This is a genomic window from Sorangium sp. So ce117 (genome assembly GCF_051524395.1).
GTDB lineage: Bacteria > Myxococcota_A > Polyangia > Polyangiales > Polyangiaceae > Sorangium > Sorangium cellulosum_B.
This window is the reverse complement of sequence record NZ_CP150309.1, coordinates 2,146,220-2,167,256: the sequence shown is the minus strand read 5'-3', so window position 1 is coordinate 2,167,256 and position 21,037 is coordinate 2,146,220. Positions and strand designations below refer to the sequence as shown.

The window sequence follows — 21,037 nt, the reverse complement described above, 5'->3', positions numbered from 1 at the left end:
ACGCTACCGGATCGAGATCGGCGTTGCAAGGGACCAGGCAATAGGATACGAGCAGACCGATGGCGTATTGGTCGGCGCGCGTCATCGCGCCCCTCCTGGCCTCCCCGCTGCTCTTCGCGGCGGCCACGGCTTCCATGCCGGCCGCAGCGCAGGAGGCCACAGCGCTCGACAGGCTCGCTCCCGCGCCCGCGGGCGACGGGCTATCCACTGTCCCTTCTGCCGGCGTATCGGGGGAGCTCCGGCCCGCGGTCGGACTTCTGTTCTCCTATTCTCATCAACCCCTCAGCCTGCGCGGGACTGCGCCTGCCGGGTCGGTAACGTGGGTGGGCCGGCAGGCGATCCTCCACGCGCTCGCGAGCGTCGAGCTCCTGCGCCGGATCAAGCTCGATCTCGACGCGCCGCTCGTGCTGGACCAGGGCGGCGCGTCCGGCGCGCTCGGGAGCATCCGCGTCACGGCGCCCGCCGGCGGCGCCACGCTCGGCGATCTCCAGGCGGGCGGGAGGGTGACGCTCCTGCCCCAGGAGGGGCTCCGGCCGGCGGCGGCGCTCGGGCTCTCCGTCTGGCTGCCGACGGGAGACGAGGCGGCGTTCGCCGGCGCGGGCGCCGTGCGCTACGCGCCGCGGGTGATCGTCGGGGCCGAGCACCCGGGCTTCCGCTGGTCGGCCTCGGCGGGGGGCCGGTTCCAGAAGGCCTCGGCGGACAGCCTGACGGGCAGCGAGGTCCTCTTCTCCGCGGGCGCGGGCGTCCGCAAAGGCCCGCTGCAGCTCGGCTCGGAGCTCTCCGTCTGGGCCGCCGCCGGCGAGGGATCGGCGCTCGAGGTCCCGGGCCGCGCGGGCGGCGAGCTCCTGCTCACCGCGCGCTGGTCGCTCGGCCCCCTCACGCTCGACGCGGGCGCGGGCCCTGGCTTCGGGCGGCTGCCCGGCACACCGAAGGCGCGCTTCTTCGCGGGGATAGGCATCGCCGCGGACGTCGTTCCGTCGGCGCCCCCAGCCGCCGCCCCCTCGGCCGTCGCCGGCGCGTCCGCCGGGACGAAGGGCGCTCGCGACGCGACGCCGGCCGCGCCTCCGGCCGCCGACTTCGACGGGGACTCGGTCCCCGACGCGGAGGACGCCTGCCCCCGGGTCATCGGCGAGGCGCGCCCGCCCGCCGCGGCGGCGGGCGCCCGACCGGCGTTCCGCCGCGGTTGCCCGCCGGACCGGGACGACGATGGGATCTACGATGTCGACGATCGCTGCCCGGACGTGCCGGGGGTCAGCAGCGCGGCCGCCGACGCGGGACCGGGCGGCGCGGGGTCCGGGGTCACGGCCGAGGCCGCCGCAAACGCCGGGTCCCAGCCTGCGTCGAAGCACGGGTGCCCCGCGGACACGGACGGCGACGGCATCCCCAACGCCGCGGACGCCTGCCCCTACGAGCGCGGCAAGCCGAGCGAGGATCGCGCGACGCACGGCTGCCCGTTCGCGGTGCGCATCGAGGGCTCGCAGATCGTGATCCTCCAGCAGGTCCAGTTCCGGACGGGCCGGGCCGAGATCGAGCCGGAGAGCTTCGAGCTGCTCTCCGAGGTCGCGGCCGTCCTCGAGGAGCACCCCGAGATCGCCCGGGTCGCGGTCGACGGCCACACGGACAACCAGGGCGCCGCCCAGGCGAACCTGAGCCTCTCGCAGCGCCGTGCGCTCGCCGTCGTCGCGTGGCTGACCGCGCACGGCATCGACGCCCGCCGCCTCGAAGCGCGCGGCTTCGGCGCGCGCCGCCCCCTCGCCGACAACCGTACCCGGGACGGCCGGGCCAAGAACCGCAGGGTGGAGTTCCAGATCCGCAAGCGCACCGACGAGGGCGCGGCCGGCTGGAAGGACGGCCCTCTTGAGTGACGCATCGCCCGCGGAGGCCTCCACGTGAGGGAATTCTCGCTCAAGACGAAGGCGATCGCGCTCTTCACGGCGATGGGTCTCGTCCCGGTCGCTGTCGCCGTGACGCTCCTCATCGACGTGAACCGGCGCGCCGTGCGGACCTCCGAGGAGAGACTGCAGACGGCGATCCTCTCCGAGGTGGCCTCGGCCTCGATCCAGCTCGTCCGCGACGTCGAGAGCGATGCCGTCGCGGCGGCGGCCATCTTCGGCCACGCCGCGGGCGGCGCCATCCGGGACGAGGACGCGGTCGCGTCGGTGCGCGCCCTCGTCGCGACGCGCGGGCTCGTCGACGCGGTGCGGCTCGAGGTGCCCGACGCGGGGATCAGCACCGTGATCCGCAAGGCGTCGTCCGACGCCGACGTCCCCGCCGCGCCGGCAGCGCTGCGCCAGCTCGCGGACGAGCGCGGCGTCGGCTTCGGCGTGATCGGGCCGGCCCGCGGCCTCCTCGTCGCCCGCGTGCGGCCCCCCGGCGACGCGGGCGCCGGGGCCGCGGCGCCGCCTCCTCCGGGCGGCCCGGCCGGCTACGTGGTCGCCGAGGTGCCGCTCGACATGCTCGGGCTCAACCTCGAGGTGATCGCCGGGCGCCGCCTCGGGAGCCGCGCGGTGCGCCTGCTCATCGCGGGCCACGACCGCCAGGCGATCGCGGCGCTCGGGGTGCCGGGCGTCGCGCCGGGCAGCGACGTCTCGTCCTTGCCGATCTGGCGCAACCTCCCCTCGGGCGCGGGGTTGAACGACAGGATCGGCGTGCTCGCCCCGCACGACGAGGGCGGCCAGCGGATGATCGGCGCCATCGAGACGGTGCCCGACCTCGGCTGGGCGGTCGCGATCTGGCGCCCCGAGCCGGAGGCCTTCGCCGCGCTCGACGAGATGCGGCGCCGCGGCGTCGCCGTCGCCGCGGGCGCGCTCGTCCTCGCGCTCGCCCTCGCGCTCGTCACCGCCCGCCACGTGACGCGCCCCATCCTCCACCTCGTCGCGCAGGCGCGGCTCATCGGCGCCCGGCGCTGGCGCGAGATCGCGCTCGGCGACGCGCTCCGGGGGCGGCGCGACGAGATCGGCGAGCTCACGACCTCCCTCGGCCGCATGGCCCAGGACCTCGAGCAGGGCGAGGCGGACATCGCCCGGGAGGCGAAGCTCCGCGGCGATCTCGGCCGGTTCATGGACAAGGCGGTCGTCGACGCGATCGTGCGGGGCGAGCACCCGCTCGCCCTCGGCGGCAAGCGGGCGGCCGTGTCGGTGCTCTTCGCCGACGTCGTCGGCTTCACGCCGCTCGCCGAGTCGCGCGACGCCGAGCGGATGGTCGCCCTCCTCAACGAGCTCTTCTCGATGCTCACCGAGATCGTGTTCCGGCACGGGGGCACTGTCGACAAGTTCATCGGCGATTGCGTCATGGCCGTCTGGGGCGCCCCGATCGCGCAGGAGGATCACGCGCGCCGCGCGCTCGCGGCCGCGGAGGACATGATGCGCTTCCTCGAGACGGCGAACGAGGAGTGGCGCGAGCGGTACGACGTCGAGGTCCGCCTCGGCGTGGGCGTGAACTCCGGAGAGGCCATCGTCGGCAACATCGGCTCCGACAAGCGGATGGAGTACACGGTGATAGGCGACGTGGTGAACGTGGCCTCGCGGCTCGAGGCGATCGCAGCGCCGAACCAGGTGCTGGTCTCCGCGGCGACGAGGGACCTCGCCGGCGACGCCTTCCCGCTGCGCGCGCTGGGCGAGCGCAACCTCACGGGGCGAAAGACGACAACGGCCGTGTACGCGCTCGATCCGGACTGAAGCGGGCACAGCGCGCCCGCGCGCGCGCCGATCAACGCGTGGTGGTGAGCTCCCCCGCCCTGCCGGAAGGATGGAACCGCCGAGGCGCCATGGGACGCCGAGATTTCTGTCGGTATCTTGTGACGTCTTGGCGGCTCAAGCACCCACACCATCGGTGTTGACCAAGCTCGTTCGGTCGCGCTCAGGGCCCTGAACGCGCTTGGTTGACGCCGATGCCCCCCTCCGTCGAGCGCACCGGCGGAGGGGATGTCGCTCATCCGGACACTCGAACGACGTGCACATCCCCCATTCAGGTCAGAGCAAAAAGATACCGTTTCGCCAATTTGTGAACGCTCACAGTGCCGGCGCAGGCGCACCTCGCGCGATCGCGGCGGCCGGCGCCCGCCCTCGTGACGCAGCGATCCGGAGGAGCTCGCCAGCCCTGCCCTCCCTCGGCCTCGCGGCGTTGCGCGGACCGGTCGATTGGCGTTGACCTCGGCCATGTGATCGTTCACATTTGGCTCAAGGGGTATCCTTTTGCTTCGCGCATGAGCGGGTCGCCCTGCGCGCCGCCCCCTTCGTCATCCAATCGAGTTCTTGTCGATTCTTGAGCTCCGTTCGCCCGACCGCCGCGAAAGCGATGGCCGAGCGATGGGGCTTGGTGTCCTTACCGAGGGTGCGCCACCGGAGGACACCACAGACCTCGTCGACTCGACGGGGATCGATAAATCCTCGGTACGGTCCGCCGGGTCACCCCGTCGCCTCATCGGAGAGCAAGATGAAGAAGCCGTCCTGGCACGAGCTCCGTTTCTCAAGAGAAGTCGCCTGCGTTTGCGCGCTCGCCTTCGCGGCCGCGTGCACGGGCGCGCTGGGTGACAACACGACGGAGGGCGCTGGGTCATCCTCTGTCGGCGGCGACGGAACACCGACGGACTCGGGTGTCGGCGGCGACGGCTCACCGACGGGCTCGGACCCGCCGCAGTTCCAGCCCGCGGCCGGGATGCTGCGCCGTTTGACGAGAACGCAATTTCGCAACGCTGTGCGCGACATCTTCGGCGTGGAGGTCAATCTCAATGACCTCGACGCCGACAGCTGGAACGGGAACTTTGCGGTCATCGGCGCCGCGACCGTCGTGACCTCGGAGCGAGGCGTCGAGCAGTACCACGCGGCCATCGAGGGCGCCGTCGACGCGGTGTTCGCGGATCCCGCGAGGCGAGACCGGTTCATCGGCTGCGCGCCCAGCGGCGCGGAGAACGACGCTTGTGTGCGCGGCTTCATCGAGGCGCTGGGGCTCCGTGCGTGGCGCCGCCCGCTCGAGGCCGCCGAGGTCGACCGGCTCGCGGCCGTCGCCGCGAACGCCGCGACCGAGCTCGAGAGCGCCGTCGAGGGGGCCCGCTGGGCGACGGTGGCCCTCTTCACGTCTCCAAACTTCCTGTATCGCCCGGAGCTCGGCGCTCCGAGCGCGGACGGCTCGCTTCGCTTGACGGGCTACGAGATGGCGTCCCGGCTCGCGTTCCTCGTGTGGAACAGCCTGCCAGACCAGGAGCTGCTCGACCAGGCCGCGAGCGGGGGGCTCGCAACGGTGGAGGGGATCCGCGCCGCGGCGACGCGGCTGCTCGAGGCGTCTGCCGGGCGCGAGGCGGTCGGCGCCTTCGCCGAGGAGTACATGCGGCTCGATCGGCTCAGCACGCAGGCAAAAGACGCGGGACTCTTCCCGGAGTACAGCCCCGCGCTGCAGGCGGCGATGGTCCGCGACATGCGAGGCACCTGGGAGGTGCTCGCGTTCGACGATCGGACGAGCGCGCTCGACCTGTTCTCGACAACGAAGGTCGTCGTCAACACCGAGCTCGCCCAGCTCTATGGTATCGACACGGCCGGCCTCGGCTCGGGCGCCTTCGAGGTCCGCTCGCTGCCCGCGGACGGCCCGCGCGTCGGGATCCTCAGCAAAGCGGGCTTCCTCTCGCAGTTCGCGAACCAGAAGGAGGGCTCTCCCACGTTGCGCGGCAAGTTCATGCGTGACGCCCTCATGTGCACGCCCATCCCGCCGCCCCCCGGCGACGTCGCCCTCGAGCTCCCGGAGCCGCCCGCGGACAAGCCCCTCACGAAGCGTCAGCGGCTCGAGATCCACCGGACCGAGCCCGCCTGCGCCGGCTGCCACTCGTACATGGACCCGCTGGGCCTGCCGCTCGAGACCTTCGACGCGATCGGCCGCTTCCGCACGACCGATCACGGCCTGCCGATCGACCCGAGCGGCGAGTTCGACGGGGTGCCTGTCGCCGACGCGCGCGCGCTCGGCGTGACCCTCAGCTCGGACGCCTCGGTCGCGGAGTGCCTCGTCCGCAAGTACTACACGTATGCAGCGGGTCACGAGGAGAGAGACGTGGACGAGCGCGTGCTGAACGCGCTGACCGCCTCGTTCGAAGGGACGGGGTACAAGCTGCGCGAGCTGGTCCTCGACGTCGTGACCAACGACGCTTTCTCGTCCGTCGCCCCCCAACCCTGATCGCAGGTACCCCCCATGACGAACAAAGTGTTGAACCGACGAACTGTTCTCCGGGGCATGCTGGCGACGGGCGCCGCCGTCACCATCCCGCTCCCCTTGCTGGAGATCATGCTGAACGAGAGCGGCACGGCGCACGCTCAGACGAAGACCCCGGTGTCGCCGCTCTACGTCACGTGGTTCTTCGGGAACGGCACGCTGCCCGGTCGCTGGAAGCCGACGCGCACGGGCTCCGGTCAGGCCTGGGAGCTCAGCCCGGAGCTCCAGCCGCTCGCGGACCTCAAGTCGTACCTCACGGTGATCAGCGGCCTCGAGAACAAGCTCGTGGTCTCCGGCGTCGAGCACCCCTCGGGGTCGGCGGGAGCCACGACGGGCGCGCCGCTCAGCGGGAACGCCGTGCGGGCCGCGTCCATCGACCAGGTCGTCGCGGGCGCCATCTCCGAGGGAGCGCCGTACCGTTCCCTCGAGGTGGGGGTGACGCCGGCGACGCCGAACGGCCCTCAGGACTCGCTGCACACGGTCTCGCACAGGGGGCCAAACGCGCGCAACAACGCGGAGTTCGATCCGAAGGCCGTGTTCAACCGATTGTTCATGGGCGGCTTGCCCGAGCCGAGCGACGACGGCGCGGAGCAGGCCGCGAAGCTCGCGAACGTCCGGAAGAGCGTGCTCGACTCCGTCCTGCAGGACGGCGCGAGCCTGAAGCAGCGGCTCGGGGCGGCCGACAGGCATCGTATCGAGGAGCACCTCGAGTCGATCCGGGCCATCGAGCAGCGCCTCGAGACCACGTCGTCCGGCGGCGGCACGACGTCAGCGTGCAAGAGCCCGACGGCCCCCACCACCGGCAAGGATGGGCAGAGCGAGGCGCCCCCTGCGGTGAACACCGCCATGGTCGAGCTCTCGGCGCTCGCGCTCGCCTGCGAGAGGACCCGCGTGCTCTCGTTCATGTTCTCGCTGCCCGCCGCGCACGTCTACTACCGGCACCTCGCGCAGGACATGAACGACGACTTCCACGACACCATCTGCCACGGGGATGCCGGAGATCAATCGAGTCAGCCTCGCGTCGACAAGGGCGTGATGTACACGATGCGCTGCCTGAACGAGTTCTTGACGAAGCTCAAGAACACGCCGCACGGCAGCTCGAACCTGCTCGACAGCTCGCTCGTGTACGTCACGTCCGACACCGCGTGGGGTAAGGTGCACACGAGGACGGAATGGCCGGTGCTCTTCGCCGGGAAGGCCGGAGGGCGGCTGCGCGGCGACGAGCACCGCAACTTCCCCGGCGACAACCTGAGCAAGGCGCTCCTGACGGTCGCCCAGGTCATGGGCTTGAACGTGACGGAGTTCGGCATCGACGCAGGGCGCGTCACGTCGCCGCTCGCGGGCATCCAGGTCTGAGCGCGCCAGCACGCGCCGCGATCCCGCGGAGGGATGAAATACCATGCACCGCATGCTTTCTCGACATGCTCCCGTCTTGCACGCCACGCTGGTCCTGCTCGCATCTGCCGCCTTCCTCGCCTGCGGCGACGACGCCGACTCCTCCTCTGCTGGCAGCGGCGGCGCCGGCGCTTCGGGCGGCGGCGCCGGCACGGCCAGCAGCGGCGCCGGCACGGCCAGCAGCGGCGCCGGAGCTTCCGGCGGCGGCACCGGCACGGCCAGCAGCGGTCAGGGCGGGTCCGGCGGCCATCCTCCCGCGGACCTCGTCGAGCCCGGCGATCCCGGGCCGGGTGATGTCACCTTCACCGTGCGCGCCGATCGGGATGTGCGCCCCATCAGCCGGCTCATCTATGGCGCCAACTGGGTCGAAGACCTGGACGGCGAGCAGCGCGGCACCACCGTCGTGCGCATGGGCGGCAACCGCATGACGGCGTACAACTGGGAGAACAACGCCTCCAACGCCGGCTCGGACTACATGTACCAGAACGACGGGTACCTCGCCGGGAACAGCCCGAACGGCGATGTCCCCGGGGCGGCGGTGCGCATGCACGCCGAGGGCGCGCTGGCGCACGGCGCCGCCTTCATCGCGACCATCCCCATCTGCGGATATGTCGCGGCGGACAAGGACGGCGGCGGCGACGTCAATCAGACCCGGAATTACCTCGAGACCCGCTTTCACCCGACGATCGCGCGCAAGGGTGCTCCCTTCTCCTCGTCGCCCGATCTCGCCGACAACGCGGTGTACCAGGACGAGTTCGTCGCCTGGATGAAGCAGGCCTTCCCCGACGCCTTCGAAGGCGACGTCGCGAGCGTGCTGTTCTCGCTCGACAACGAGCCCGACCTCTGGAATCACACCCACGAGCGCATCCACCCGGAGCCGGTGCGCTACGCCGAGCTCGTCGACAAGAACATCGAGTTCGCTTCCGCGATCAAGGACGTCGCGCCCAATGCGCTCGTCACCGGCTTCGTCTCCTACGGGTATTCGGGCTATGTCAGCCTCCAGGACGCGCCCGACGCGGACGGCAACTTCATCGAGCACTGGCTCGACGCCATGAAGGCCGCCGAGCTGAGCGAGGGGCGCCGCCTGGTCGACGTGCTCGACCTGCACTGGTACACGGAGATCTACGCGAACGGCGAGCGCCTCACGGGCTCGGACGCCTCCCCCGCGTCGGTCGAGGCCCGCGTCCAGGCGCCGCGCTCGCTCTGGGATCCGACCTTCGTCGAGGACAGCTGGATCGCGAACGACGTCGTGCGCGGCCCCATCAAGCTCATCCCCTGGCTCCAGGGCCTCATCGACGCCCATTACCCGGGCACCGCCCTCGGCATCACCGAGTACAATTACGGCGGCGGCAACCACATCTCCGGCGCGATCGCGCAGGCCGACGCCCTCGGCGTCTTCGGCCGCGAGGGCGTGTTCCTCGCGACGATCTGGGATCCCGGCGACGAGGTCTCGATGCTCCGGGCCGGCGTGCGCGCCTTCACGAGCTACGACGGGCAGGGCGCGCGCTTCGGCGATACGTCCGTCCGCGCCGAGACGAGCGACGTCGCCAAGGCCACCGTGTACGCGAGCATCGACGCGGCCGATCCGAGCCGAATGGTCCTCGTCGCCATCAACAAGACAGCGGCCCCGCTCACGGCCGCGGTGACCCTCGCCGCCCACGAGAGCTACACGGCCATCGACGCGTGGCAACTCACGTCCACCAAGGCCGATCTCGTGCGTGCCGATCCGATCGCGCCGCGCGCCACGAACGCCTTCACCTACGCGATGCCGGCCCACAGCGTGTCGGTGCTGGTCCCCCGATAGCCGCGTCCCCCTCGTCCGGAGCGTCGTCGAGACAAGCCTGCGGAAGCCCGACACGGTTGGGCTAGAGCCCGCGAAGGCCACCCCGGCCCGCCACGGCAGCGTGGACCGCGCTCCCGTCAGATCGCCGGCGCTCTGTAGCCGCCGAGCTCCCGCTCGATGTGAGCGGCCAGGGCGAGGACGACATCCTCGCGGAAGGGGCGGCCGATGATCTGGACGCCGACCGGCGTCCCTCGCGACGAGGTGCCCGCGCGCACGACGACCGCCGGCCACCCTGTCATGTTGTAAGCGAACGAGTAGCTGAACCCTGCGTACACCCCGTGCTCGACCCACGCATCGTGGGGCAGCGCCTCGAGGACACACGGCGGGCAGACGATGGCGTCGACATCCTTCATGAAGCCGAGCATCCGCCCCCGCCACGCGTCCAGGCGCTCGACCGCCGCTGTCAGCTCACCGCTCGACAGCGGCTCGCTCGCGAGCGTGGCGTCCACCTCGGCGCCGGGGTCCGTGGTCCCGGCCAGATCCAGGAGCCGCCTTAACCAGGCGCCGCCGTCCGCCCGGAAGATATCCGCGTCGATCGTGAGCACGTCGCTCAGCGCGTCGGGCTTCTTCGACTCCACCCGCGCGCCGCCCGCCTCCAGCGCCGCCGCCGCGTCCACCACCGCCTGGCGCACCGCCGCGTCCGGCGCCGCGATCCCGTTGTCCGTGTGCATCGCGATCCGCAGCTCCCTGAGCTGCACGTGCTTCGGGTCGCCGAGCGGCGCCGGGATCAGCGCCGCGTCGCGCCAGTCGGGCCCCGCCAGGACGCTGAAGAGCAGCCAGAGATCGTCGACCGAGCGGGCCATCGGCCCGAGCACGGTGAACGATTGGAGCAGCCCCTCCGCCGGGACGATATGGCCCGTCCGCGAGATGCGGCCGGAGGTCGGCTTGAGCCCGGCGATCCCGCAAAAATGCGACGGCACGCGGATGCTCCCGCCGGTGTCGCTCCCGACGTCGAACGGCGAGCCGCCCGCGGCCACGATGGCGCCCGCCCCCCCGCTGGAGCCGCCCGGTGACAGGTCGAGGCCATACGGATTGCTGGTGCGCCCATAAACTGCGTTGTTCGTCTCGTAAGACCACGTCATCTCGGGCGTATTGCTCTTGCCCAGCAGGATCGCCCCCGCTTCCTTGAGGCGCCGGACCACGGTGGCGTCCTCCACCGGAACGAAATGGGTTCGCCCGCTCGTCCCGCCGGTCGTCACGACGCCCGCGGTGTCGATCGAATCCTTGATCGTCATCGGCACGCCGTGCAGCGGGCCGAGCGGCTTGCCTCTCGCCAGGGCCTTGTCCGCCGCCCGCGCCTCGGCTCTCGCCTCGTCGGCGCGGAGCTTCACGACGGCGTTCAGCCGCGGATTGATCCTCGCGATGCGCGCCAGGTGCGCCTCCACGACCTCGAGCGACGACACCCGCTTCCGGCGGATGAGATCCGCGAGCTGCCCCCCCGTCGCCCGTGTGAGCTCCGACCGCGCCTCCGCTGTAGGCGCATCGACCGGCGTCATCCCATCGCATGCGCCCGACAGGGCCGCCACCCCCCCGGCGAACGCCCGCAAGAAGAAGCGGCGCGAGATCTCCCCTGGTTGCGCGGCAGCGCCCGGGTCATTGACGTTTGCTGATTCGCTCATGCTCTCCTCCCCACGGGAGCGTCGTGAGCCAGTGTCGTACTGCTCGCGAGACGCACACCGCGATTCTTCAGGTCCAGATGATTCCTTTACAGGAAACGAGCTATCGCGCAGCAGGATACCGGCAATAGCGAAGGGGCCGCCGTCGCCCCGCGGCCCACGGCCCATCCCCATCTACGGCGCTCACCGCGCGCGGTTGCGGCGCCGACCACAGATTCGACCGGAAGCGCGAAGGGCGCCGCAGGCGCCGACGAGGCGCACGTCGCATCACCGGGCTGGAGGCGAAGCTGCCGCAGACACACGCACATCTCGCCGCTCGGTAGGACGGTGTACAGCGTCCACGGGAGGTCCACACACGTCGTCAGACGTCCGGGAAGGACGAGGCGCGCTCACCGACGGACGAACACGTGGTGAGCGCCCTGCGCGTCGGTAAACCAAGCCGGATCGCCGCGCGAAGGAGCAGCACGGCGCAGGCCCCGCAGTCGAGGCTTGACATCCTGAGTCGGCTTGGATTTCCTTCCCTCGTGGAAACTTTGACGTGCAACTTTTTATCCGGACGTCGCCGCGCCTCGCGCGCGCCGGCGCGCGTCCGCCTGTAAGCCTGGGAGCATGGATCTATTCCAAGTCTCGGCAGCGCTGCTCTCGCTCGCTGCGATCTTCAGCTTCTTCAACCATCGGTTCCTCAGGCTGCCGACCACGATCGGGTTGATGCTGATCGCGATGACGACGTCCCTCGTCATGGTGGCCATCGGAGAGCTGTTTCCGGCGGTGGAGGCCGAGGCGAAGGAGCATCTCCATGGCATCGACTTCAACAAGACGTTGATGCAGGGGATGCTCGGCTTTCTGCTATTTGCCGCCGCGTTGCACGTCAACCTGGCGGATCTGAAGAAGCAGCGGGTCGTCATCGGCGTCCTGGCCACCGGGGGTGTGCTCATGTCCACCGTGCTGGTGGGCGGCATGACCTACGCCCTGATGACGCTGATGGGCGTGCACATCCGGCCTGTCTACTGCTTGCTCTTCGGCGCGCTCATCTCCCCCACCGATCCCATCGCGGTGCTCGGGGTCCTCAAGCACGTGGGGGCGCCCAAGGAGCTCGAGATGAAGATAGCCGGAGAGTCGCTCTTCAACGACGGCGTGGCGGTTGTGGCGTTCATCGGGCTCCTGGAGATCGCGTCGGGGACGTCGGGCCTCGATCTGCAGCGGCTCTCGCTGCTGTTCGTCCAGGAGGCGATCGGCGGCGTGCTGTACGGCCTCGCGCTCGGCTTCGTGACGCTCGCCATGCTCCGGCAGGTCGACGACTACAAGGTAGAGGTCTTGCTCTCGCTGGCGACCGCGGCGGGCGGCTATGCCCTTGCGTACGCGCTCCACGTCTCCGGCCCCATCGCCATGGTGGTGGCCGGGCTCTTCATCGGGAACGAGGCGCGCGCCGGCGCCATGAGCGAGAAGACCCGCGAGCACCTGGACGACTTCTGGGAGCTGATGGACGAGATCCTGAACGCTGTGCTGTTCGTCTTGATCGGCCTCGAGCTCCTGATCGTCGCCTTCGACGCCCAGTCGCTGCTCGCAGGGCTCCTCGCGTTTCCGGTCGTGCTGCTCGCGCGGTTCATCGCGGTCGCGCTGCCGGTGAGCCTCATGAAGAGGCGCAGGGTCTTCACCCCGGGGGCGATCCGCATCCTCACCTGGGGCGGCCTGCGCGGCGGCGTCTCGGTGGCCCTCGCGCTCTCCATCCCCGGAAAGCTCGCGGACGGCACGCTCGTTCCGGAGCGCGAGATGGTGCTGACCATCACCTATGTCGTGGTGGTCGTCTCCATCGTGGTGCAGGGCCTGACCATCGGCCCATTGCTGCGCCGGACGCTCGCCGCCGCCGCCGTCGAGCCGGAGGAGCCGCTCCCCGTGGAAGCCGCCTGAACGACCTGGAGAAGCGGCGTTCTCCCGAGATCATCGCCTGTCGCGGCGCCGCTCGCCCGCGACGGCGCTCAGCGGTGCACGGCGTTGATGATGCCGTCGAAGAACTCGGCGCAACCGACGTTGTCGAGCATGCGGTTCCAGCCGAGCTCGTCGAAGGGCTGCGGCAGCCCGTGGTTGGTCAGGAGGACGCCGATGATCTCGAGATCCGGATCGACCCACATGAACGTGCCGGCGCCGCCCGCCTTGCCGAAGGCGCGCGGCGACAGGCGCATGCCGCCGCTCGAGAAGCGCCGCGTCCGCATCTCCCACCCGAGGCCCTTCGGGGCGAGGAGCAGGTTGTTGATGGGCGATGTGTCGGTCTCCGCCTCCATCACGTAAGGCGTGTTGTTCTTCTTCATCTGCCGGACCAGATCGGGCCGCAGGACCTCGGCGCCGCCATAGGCGCCGCCGTTCAAGATCATCTGGCAGAAGACGGCGACATCGAGCGCCGTGGTGAACACGCCGTCACAGCCGGCGACGCCGCCCAGCGCGAAGTCCTGCTCGTCCTGCACCTGCCCCCGCACTAGGCAGCCCCGGCGGGCGGAGTACCCCGTGGCCGCGACGCGCTCGACGAGCTCCGGGGGCGGGTTGTACATCGTGTCGCGCATGCCGAGAGGACGCCAGACGCACTCTCTCGCGATGGCGTCGAGGTCTTCCCCCGCGGCGGCCTCCATCATGCGGCCGAGGAGGCGGTAGGTGAGATCGCTGTACAGCGCCGATCTGCCCGTCGCGTATTCGAGCGGCGTCTCGGCCATGATGCACCAGGCCGTCTCGACGTCCTCATCCAAACACTGGTTGTCCAGCGGCAGACCGGACGAATAACGGAGCATGTCGTAGACGGTGACGGCCGCCTTTCCGTTGGCGGCGAAGTCCGGCAGGTACCTGGCGACCGGCGCGTCCAGCCGAATCACGCGCTCCTGCACGAGCGCGAGGGCCGCCGCCGCCGTCGAGAGCACCTTGCTCATCGACTGGACGTCGAAGATCGTGTCGAGCGTCACCGGCTCGTCGGCGCCGGCGACCTTGCTGCCGAAGGCCCGGTGACCCACGATGACCCCGCGCCGCGCGACCAGCGCCGTGGCGCCGGGAAACAGGGCGTCGTTCACGCGGCGCTGGATCCGCGCGAAGACGTCCTCCAGCCGCTCCGAGCTCATGCTCACGTCCTCGGGCCGCCCCGTCGTGAGCGTCGTCGAGCAGGCGCCTCTCCATGGGTCCGAACCGAGCGCAGGCGCCGCGGCGGCCACCGAGGCGATCTGGGTCATCCCTTGCAAGAACATCCTGCGGTTGACCGCTCGTCGTTGATCGATCATGGCTCTTCCCAACCTTGCTTTCATCAAGAACGAATCCTTCCACGGCGTTTGCCCCACCGGAGGGCCGGAGGCGCATTCAGCGTGGGCGTCTGGCGTGAAGGCTCGCAATATGTACGCCAGCGTGACCTGCCGTCTCCCCTTCGAGCTGCACCGCCAAAAAGAGCTGCTACCTGGCCGCTGGTTTCAGCCGAGAGGTCCGGCGCGTCCCCTTCAATGGAGTTGGCACGACTGGAATGGAAGCGCAATCGATTGCGGGATGACGCAAGCAGATGACATCCTGGACGACCGCGGACGACCGCGGACGAATGAACGCGCTGTTCCCGAGTTCCCGAGGGGCCACGGGCCCTCGTGGCCTCACGTCTCCCCCGCTGCCTCTCCGGTCGTCTCTCCCCCCATCACTCGCGCTCTCGCGCGCCAGCGGACGATACCGTGAGGGTTCCGCTCAAGGCCGAGCTCGGCAGACAGCGTCCGACGGCGCTGCGATCGACGCGGCTCGCCCTGATCGGCCGTCACGCTGCAGCCGGCACGTCGAGTCGATCATCGGACGCCTGGACCGCCGCGGCGAAGGCCGCTCACCGCTGGTACCGATCCTGCCTGTCGATCGGCAGCGCAGCGCAGGCGCCTTCGAGCGCAGCCGCGCCCTGGAGAGGTGTGTAACGCCCAGCACGCCAGAGCCATGCAGACAGCGACCGAATACCTCGCGGAGGCCGTGCTGGACGAAGGACCAGATTTCGCGCTCTACCGGGCACGCGAGCCGGCGGGGCGGAGCGTCCTCGTCAAGGCCCTGAAGGTCGCTCACCCCTCGACGGCCGAGTACGAGGCGCTGCGGCGCGAGCTGGAGGCGACCCGGCTGGTCGGCTGCGACGTGGCCATGGAGGCGGCGCGGATCTGCACGTTCCATGGCCAGCCCGCGCTCGTGCTCCACGACGACGGAGCGACGCCGCTCGCCCGCCTCATGGGCACCCCCATGGATCTCGGCCGGTTCTTGAGGCTCTCCATCGGCATCGCCGGGGCGCTGGCGACGATCCACGGGCGGCAGATCGTCCACCTCGGCCTCACCCCGCACCGCGTGATGCTCCTGCCCGGCGACGCCATCAAGCTGACCGGGTTCAGCCCCTGGTCGCTCTCGCCGGGCCGGTGTAGCCCCCGATCGGCCCGTCCGTCCCCCTGCACCTGGCCGTACCTGTCGCTCGAGCAGGGCGGGCGCCTCGGCGTCGCGATCGATCACCGGTCGGACCTCTATTCCCTCGGGGTGATCCTGTTCGAGCTCCTCACCGGACGGCTGCCGTTCTCCGCGAACGATCTGCTGGGATGGCTCTACTGCCACGCCGCGGTCGTCCCCCCGTCGCCGCTCGTGTCCGTGCCCGGGCTACCCTCGACCGTCGGCGAGCTCGTCCTGAAGCTGCTCGCGAAGCTCCCCGAGGACAGGTACCAGAGCGCCGCCGGCCTCCAGCACGATCTCGTCCGGTGCCGGGAGGCGCTCCGGACAGAGGGGCGGATCGCGCCGTTCCAGCCGGGCCTCGCCGACGTGCCGCCGCCTCTGCGGCTGGCCCCCGGGCTCTACGGCCGCGCCGGCGAGGTCGCGCGGCTGGAGAGCGCGGCGGCGCACGTCGGGCGCGATGGCCGGACGGAGCTCGTCCTGATCTCGGGCCCGCCGGGCGTGGGCAAGACGCGCCTGGTCCATCACCTGGGCGAGTCCGTCCGCGCGCCCGCGGCGCGCTTCACCGGCAGCAGGTGCGAGGCGGCCCCGCGCCATGCCCCGTGCGAGGCGCTCCTCGCGGCGCTGGACCGCGCACTCGTCCAGGCGCTCGAAGAGGGCGAGGCGTCGCACGCGGAGCTGCAGCGCGGCCTCGCGGGGACGCTGGGCGCGAACGCGCCGCTGCTGGCCGGCATGCTCCCGGCGCTCGCCCGGATCCTCGGCCAGCGGAGCCCGCCGCCCGAGATCCCGCCCCCCGAGGCCGAGGCGCGGTTCCAGCTGGCGCTCAGCCAGCTCCTCGGCGCGCTCGCGCGGCCGGGGAAGCCGCTCATCGTCTTCCTCGACGACCTCCAGTGGACAGACGCCGAGACGCTGAAGGTCGTCGAGCGCTGGGCGACCGACCCCGGCGTCCGCGACACGCTGATCCTCGGCGCGTACCGGAGCAACGAGGTCCCCGATTCCCACGCGGTGCGCCGGATGATCCGCCGGCTCCGCGAGCAGGACGTCGCCGTGACCGAGATCGCGATCGCCCCGCTGTCCGCCGACGCCGTGACCTCGTGGGTGGCCGACTCGCTGCGCGCCCCCCGGGAGGAGGTCGCCCCGCTCGCGGTGAGCCTCCACGAGAAGACAGGGGGAAATCCGCTGTTCATCGCGCAGCTCGCGGGCACGCTCCACCAGGAAGGGCTGATCCGCTTCTCGACCACCGCCCGGGCGTTCCGGTGGGATCTCGAGAAGATCCGGGCCAAGAGGTGCTCGGACGACGTCGCCGAGATCATCGCCGCGAACCTCCGCAGCCTCGACGCGGGCACGCAGGACGCTTTGCGGCGGTTCGCCGTGTTCGGCGACGCCGCGGATCTGACGACCCTGGCGCTCCTCCTCGGCTGCCCGGAAGACGCCGTCATCGAGCGCCTGCAGGCGGCCTTCGCGCTGCGGCTCATCGTCCGGATCGACCGCGAGATCCGCTTCCTGCACGACCGCATCCATCAGGTCGCGTACGAGCTCACCCCCGCCGAGCAGCGGCCCGAGGCGCACCTCGCCGCCGCGCGCGCCCTGCTCGACGGCCTCCCGCCCGAGCGCATCGAGGCCCAGCTCTTCGAGATCGTGCGCCAGATCACCCGCGCCGCGCCGCGGATCACGTCCCCGGAGGAGCGGACGCGGGCCGCCGAGCTCAACCTGCGCGCGGGCCGGAAGGCCCAGGCCGCGACCCACCACGCCGCGGCCATCGGCTTCTTCCTGCTGGGCGCCGAGCTGCTCGCGGGCGCGCGCCGCCTCCCCGCGCGCGCCGGGCTCGCGTTCGAGCTCGACTTCGCGCTGGCCCAGTGCCGGTTCGCGACCGGCGAGCTCGCGGCCGCGGAGCGCATCTGCGCGTCGCTGTGCGAGCGCGCCTCCGGGCGGTGCGTGGCCGCGACCGTGTACGCCTTGCTCGCCGAGATCCAGGTCGCGCAAGGCGCGATGGACGCCGCCGTCGAGAGCTGCGTCGCGGGCTTCGGCAACTGCGGGCTCCCCCTGCCGCGCCACCCGGAGGCCGCCGCGGTGGACGCCGCCGTCGCGGCGGTCCTGGGTCGCCTCGAGGGCGGCGCCCTCGCCATCGCCGCCCTCGCGGACCTGCCGCCCATGACCGACCCGCGCGCCCGGGCCGTCTGCGATCTCGCCGCCACGCTGTACCAGCCCGCTTACCACGCGAGCTGGGACGTCATGGCGGCCGCCGCCAGCGCCGCGGTGGAGCTCTCGCTGACGCACGGGAACACGAGCAGTTCGGCGGCCGCCTACGCGACCTTCGGGCTCGTCCTTGCCGAGCGGCGCGGGCGCCCCGCGGACGCGTTCGCCTTCGGCGAGGCGGGCTATCGGCTCGCCCAGCGCGAGGAGCACTCGCCCTACAGGCCCAGGGCGAGCTTCACGTTCATCGTCTTGCTCGGGTACCTGAAGATGCCTGTCCGACGCTGTCTGGAGCTCGCGCGGCGCGAGCTGGACGCGGCGCTCTCCGCCGGCAACTACCCCTTCTCGTGCTACTTCGGCCACCAGCTCATCGCGTTTCAGCTGTTCGTCGGCGACTCCCTCGACGACGTCGCCGATGAGGCTTCGCGGCGCCTCGCGCTCGCCGAGCGCACCTGCGGCCCGGTGGATCAGGACATCTTCCGCGATCAGCTGCGGCTGCTCGCGCGGCTGCGCGACCCATCCGCGCCCGGCCGCCCTCCGGAGCGCTCCGCGGAGGAGCTCGCGCGGAGGGCGCCGATCAGGGCCTTCTATGGCCATCTCCTCGACCTGCAGGCGCGCGTGCTCCTCGGCGATCTGGGCGAGGCCGCCGGAGCGGCGGAGCGCGCTGGCGCCTTGCTGCACGCCGCGCGCCGCTTCCTCGGGGCCGCCCAGCATCACTTCTACGCGGCGCTCGCGCGCTCCGCCGGCCACGCTCGCGCGCCCCCGCCGGGCTGCCTCGAGGCCGTGCGCGCGCACCTCGCCCACCTGGCGGCGCTGGCGGACGCGTCCCCGGAGAACTTCGCACACCAGGTGGCCCTGGTCTCGGCCGAGCTCGCGCGCCTCTCGGGTGATGAGCTCGCCGCGGAGCGCGCGTACGAGCAGGCCCTCAAGGGCGCCCGCGCGGGCGGGTTCGTCGAGGTCGAGGCGCTCGCCAGCGAGCTCTGCGCGCGCTTCTACGAGCAGCGCGGGCTCGACACGGCGGCGAGCGCCTACCTCGCGCGCGCCCGCGACAGCTACGAGGCCTGGGGCGCGCGGGCGAAGGTCTGCGCCCTGCTCCAGCAGCATCCCGAGCTCGCGCGGCGGCCCGCGTCCGGGGGTGGCGACGTCAAATACCTGGATATGCTCGGTATTCTGAAGGCCTCGCAGGAGATCTCGAGCGCGCTGGTCCTGCCCCAGCTGCACGCCCGGCTCCTGCTCGTGGCCATGGAGCACGTGGGCGCGCAGCGCGGCTGCCTGCTCCTCTCGTCGCCGGAGGGCCTCGTCCTGGCGGAGGCGAGCGGCGACGGCGAGCGGGCCTTCGGCCCCACCGGCCAGCTCGCGGCGCCGTCGCAGGTGCCCCTGTCGCTCTGCACAGCCGTCGTCCGCAGCCGCAAGCCCATCGCGATCGCCGACGCGGCCGCGCCCCACCGGTTCGCCTTGGATCCCTATTTCGGCGAGGCGTCGTGCCGCCGGCGTTCGGCCCTCGGCGTGCCCATCGTGCGCCAGGACGAGGCGGTGGGCCTGCTCTATCTGGAGAACAACCTGGTCCCGGGCGCCTTCTCCACGGCGGAGCTGGGCGTCCTCGATGTCCTCGCGTCGCAGGCGGCCATCTCGCTCGAGAACGCGCGCCTCTACGGCGAGCTCCAGCAGGAGAACGCGCAGCGCCGGCGCGCGGAGGCGTCCCTGCACGACAGCAGCTCGCTCCTGCAGGGCATCCTCGACAACACGCCCGCCGTCGTGTTCGTCAAGGCCCCGGACGGGCGATACCTGCTCATCAACCGCCGTTACGAGGACGTCGTGCACGTGACCCGCGAGGACATCCTCGGCAAGACCGACCACGAGCTGTTCCCGACCGAGATCGCCGACGCGGTGCGCGCCAACGATCTCGCCGCGCTGCGGGAGGACCACCCCATCGAGAGGGACGAGTACGTCGCGGCCCCCGACGGCATTCACACGTTCCTCTCCCTCAAGTTCCCGCTGCGCCATCCGGACGGGACGTCGTATGCGGTGTGCGGGATCGCGACGGACGTCACCGAGCGCAAGCGCGCCGAGGAGATGCTGCGCCACTCGCACGCGCTGCTCGAGGCCACGCTCGACTCGACGGCGGACGGCATCCTGGTCGTCGACGACGCGGGCCGCCCCGTGCGGCACAACCGCAGGTTCAGGGAGATGTGGGGGATCCCCGAGCAGGTGCTCCTCTCGCAGGACGACCGCCTGGCGCTCTGCCTCGATCAGCTCGCGGACTCCGAGCAGCTCCTCCAGCAAGCGAGGAGGACGAGGAGCGTCGACGACCCCCGCGAGGCGAGCGGCATCGACACCCTGATGTTCGACGACGGCAGGGTCTTCGAGCGCTACTCCCAGCCTCAGCGCGTGAGCGGGCGCATCGTCGGGCGGGTCTGGAGCTTCCGCGACGTGACCACGCGCGTGCAGGCCGAGCAGCAGCGGGACCGCCTGCTCGCGGACGAGCAGCGGGCGCGCGCCCGCGCGGAGGAGGCCGTCCGCGCGCGGGACGAGTTCCTCTCCGTCGCGTCGCACGAGCTCCGGACGCCGCTGACCAGCCTGCAGCTCGCCGTCCACTCGATGGAGAAGAAGCTCTCGCGCGGCGCGGAGGGCATCGAGCGGGCGCGCGCGTCGGTCGATCTCTCGCTGCGGCAGATCAAGCGCCTCGTCGCCCTCGTCGACATGCTCCTCGACGTCTCCCGCATCCACGCGGGGCGCCTGGAGCTCGACCCGATCGAGATCGATCTCCGCGCGATCGTGGGAGAGGTCACGACGTACCTGGACGACCAGCTCGCGCGGGCGGGCTGCGCGCTCGACGTGCGCGCCGCCGGGCCGGTCGTCGGCCGCTGGGACGCGCAGCGCATCGAGCAGGTCGTGACCAACCTGCTGAGCAACGCGATCAAGTTCGGCGGGGGCAAGCCGCTCGAGCTCACCATCGCGTCCGACGGAGAGACCGCCCGGCTCTCGGTCACCGATCATGGCATTGGCATCCCCGCCGACGTGCGAGAGCAGGTCTTCGAGCGGTATCGCCGGGGCGTCTCGTCGCGCCATTACGGCGGGCTCGGGCTGGGCCTCTACATCACGCGCACCATCGTCGAGGCGCACGGAGGGCGGGTGAGCGTCGCGAGCGAGATCGGCGAGGGCTCAACCTTCTCCGTCGAGCTGCCGCTCTCGCGCGACGTCAAGCCGCTCGCGAGCGCCCGGGAGCCGCGGCGGCGGCGGCAGCGGCGGCAGCGGATCGAGTAGCGACGAGCGCGTTGACAGCGAGCGCGCCGGCGCTACCCTGGGCACACCGGTCAGGAACAGGATCCGTCATTCCACCGACCGACGAGTCATGACGGGCCGCGCTCGCGCCTGGCGACGA

Annotated in this window: 9 protein-coding genes; 7 read left to right on the top strand and 2 right to left on the bottom strand. The window is 71.5% G+C overall.

Translation table 11 applies throughout. The features are described from left to right. The first annotated feature begins 59 nt into the window (after window positions 1-59). The 5 genes from WMF46_RS08175 to WMF46_RS08155 all read left to right on the top strand — a co-directional run bounded on the left by WMF46_RS08175 (window position 60) and on the right by WMF46_RS08155 (window position 9,394). Window positions 60-1,865: an OmpA family protein gene (locus tag WMF46_RS08175; protein ID WP_437985104.1), complete on the top strand. Its 1,806-nt coding sequence runs from the start codon at window positions 60-62 to the stop codon at window positions 1,863-1,865. A 24-nt stretch (window positions 1,866-1,889) separates the two neighbouring features. Beyond that, the gene (locus tag WMF46_RS08170; protein WP_437985103.1) at window positions 1,890-3,677 is read left to right on the top strand and encodes an adenylate/guanylate cyclase domain-containing protein; all 1,788 of its coding nucleotides are present in this window, start codon (window positions 1,890-1,892) and stop codon (window positions 3,675-3,677) included. A 757-nt stretch (window positions 3,678-4,434) separates the two neighbouring features. Further along, window positions 4,435-6,159: a DUF1592 domain-containing protein gene (locus tag WMF46_RS08165; protein ID WP_437985102.1), complete on the top strand. Its 1,725-nt coding sequence runs from the start codon at window positions 4,435-4,437 to the stop codon at window positions 6,157-6,159. A 27-nt stretch (window positions 6,160-6,186) separates the two neighbouring features. Then, a complete protein-coding gene (locus WMF46_RS08160; protein ID WP_437987869.1) occupies window positions 6,187-7,551 on the top strand; it encodes a DUF1552 domain-containing protein in 1,365 nt (454 codons plus the stop codon). Between the two features lie 52 nt (window positions 7,552-7,603). Further along, window positions 7,604-9,394, top strand: a complete 1,791-nt coding sequence (locus WMF46_RS08155; RefSeq protein WP_437985101.1) for a glycoside hydrolase family 44 protein — start codon at window positions 7,604-7,606, stop codon at window positions 9,392-9,394. A 116-nt stretch (window positions 9,395-9,510) separates the two neighbouring features. Here the strand turns inward: WMF46_RS08155 and WMF46_RS08150 are convergent, their stop codons facing one another. Then, a complete protein-coding gene (locus WMF46_RS08150) occupies window positions 9,511-11,052 on the bottom strand; it encodes an amidase (protein ID WP_437985100.1) in 1,542 nt (513 codons plus the stop codon). 606 nt (window positions 11,053-11,658) lie between these two features. Here WMF46_RS08150 and WMF46_RS08145 point away from each other — a divergent pair. Continuing rightward, window positions 11,659-12,957: a cation:proton antiporter gene (locus WMF46_RS08145; protein WP_437985099.1), complete on the top strand. Its 1,299-nt coding sequence runs from the start codon at window positions 11,659-11,661 to the stop codon at window positions 12,955-12,957. A 68-nt stretch (window positions 12,958-13,025) separates the two neighbouring features. On the opposite strand, the gene WMF46_RS08140 is transcribed toward WMF46_RS08145, so the two are convergent. Beyond that, complete coding sequence (locus WMF46_RS08140; RefSeq protein WP_437985098.1) at window positions 13,026-14,303, bottom strand: serine hydrolase domain-containing protein; 1,278 nt, start codon at window positions 14,301-14,303, stop codon at window positions 13,026-13,028. A 676-nt stretch (window positions 14,304-14,979) separates the two neighbouring features. Here WMF46_RS08140 and WMF46_RS08135 point away from each other — a divergent pair. Then, entirely contained in the window at window positions 14,980-20,919 is a 5,940-nt protein-coding gene (locus WMF46_RS08135; protein WP_437985097.1) for an ATP-binding protein, read from the top strand. Window positions 20,920-21,037: the final 118 nt, after the last annotated feature.

Bases quoted from the DNA above. Each gene is read 5' to 3' on its own strand.
- WMF46_RS08155 (WP_437985101.1), top strand. From the start codon at position 7,604: ATGCTTTCTCGACATGCTCCCGTCTTGCACGCCACGCTGGTCCTGCTC.
- WMF46_RS08140 (WP_437985098.1), bottom strand. From the start codon at position 14,303: ATGATCGATCAACGACGAGCGGTCAACCGCAGGATGTTCTTGCAAGGG.
- WMF46_RS08150 (WP_437985100.1), bottom strand. From the start codon at position 11,052: ATGAGCGAATCAGCAAACGTCAATGACCCGGGCGCTGCCGCGCAACCA.
- WMF46_RS08135 (WP_437985097.1), top strand. From the start codon at position 14,980: ATGCAGACAGCGACCGAATACCTCGCGGAGGCCGTGCTGGACGAAGGA.
- WMF46_RS08175 (WP_437985104.1), top strand. From the start codon at position 60: ATGGCGTATTGGTCGGCGCGCGTCATCGCGCCCCTCCTGGCCTCCCCG.
- WMF46_RS08145 (WP_437985099.1), top strand. From the start codon at position 11,659: ATGGATCTATTCCAAGTCTCGGCAGCGCTGCTCTCGCTCGCTGCGATC.
- WMF46_RS08165 (WP_437985102.1), top strand. From the start codon at position 4,435: ATGAAGAAGCCGTCCTGGCACGAGCTCCGTTTCTCAAGAGAAGTCGCC.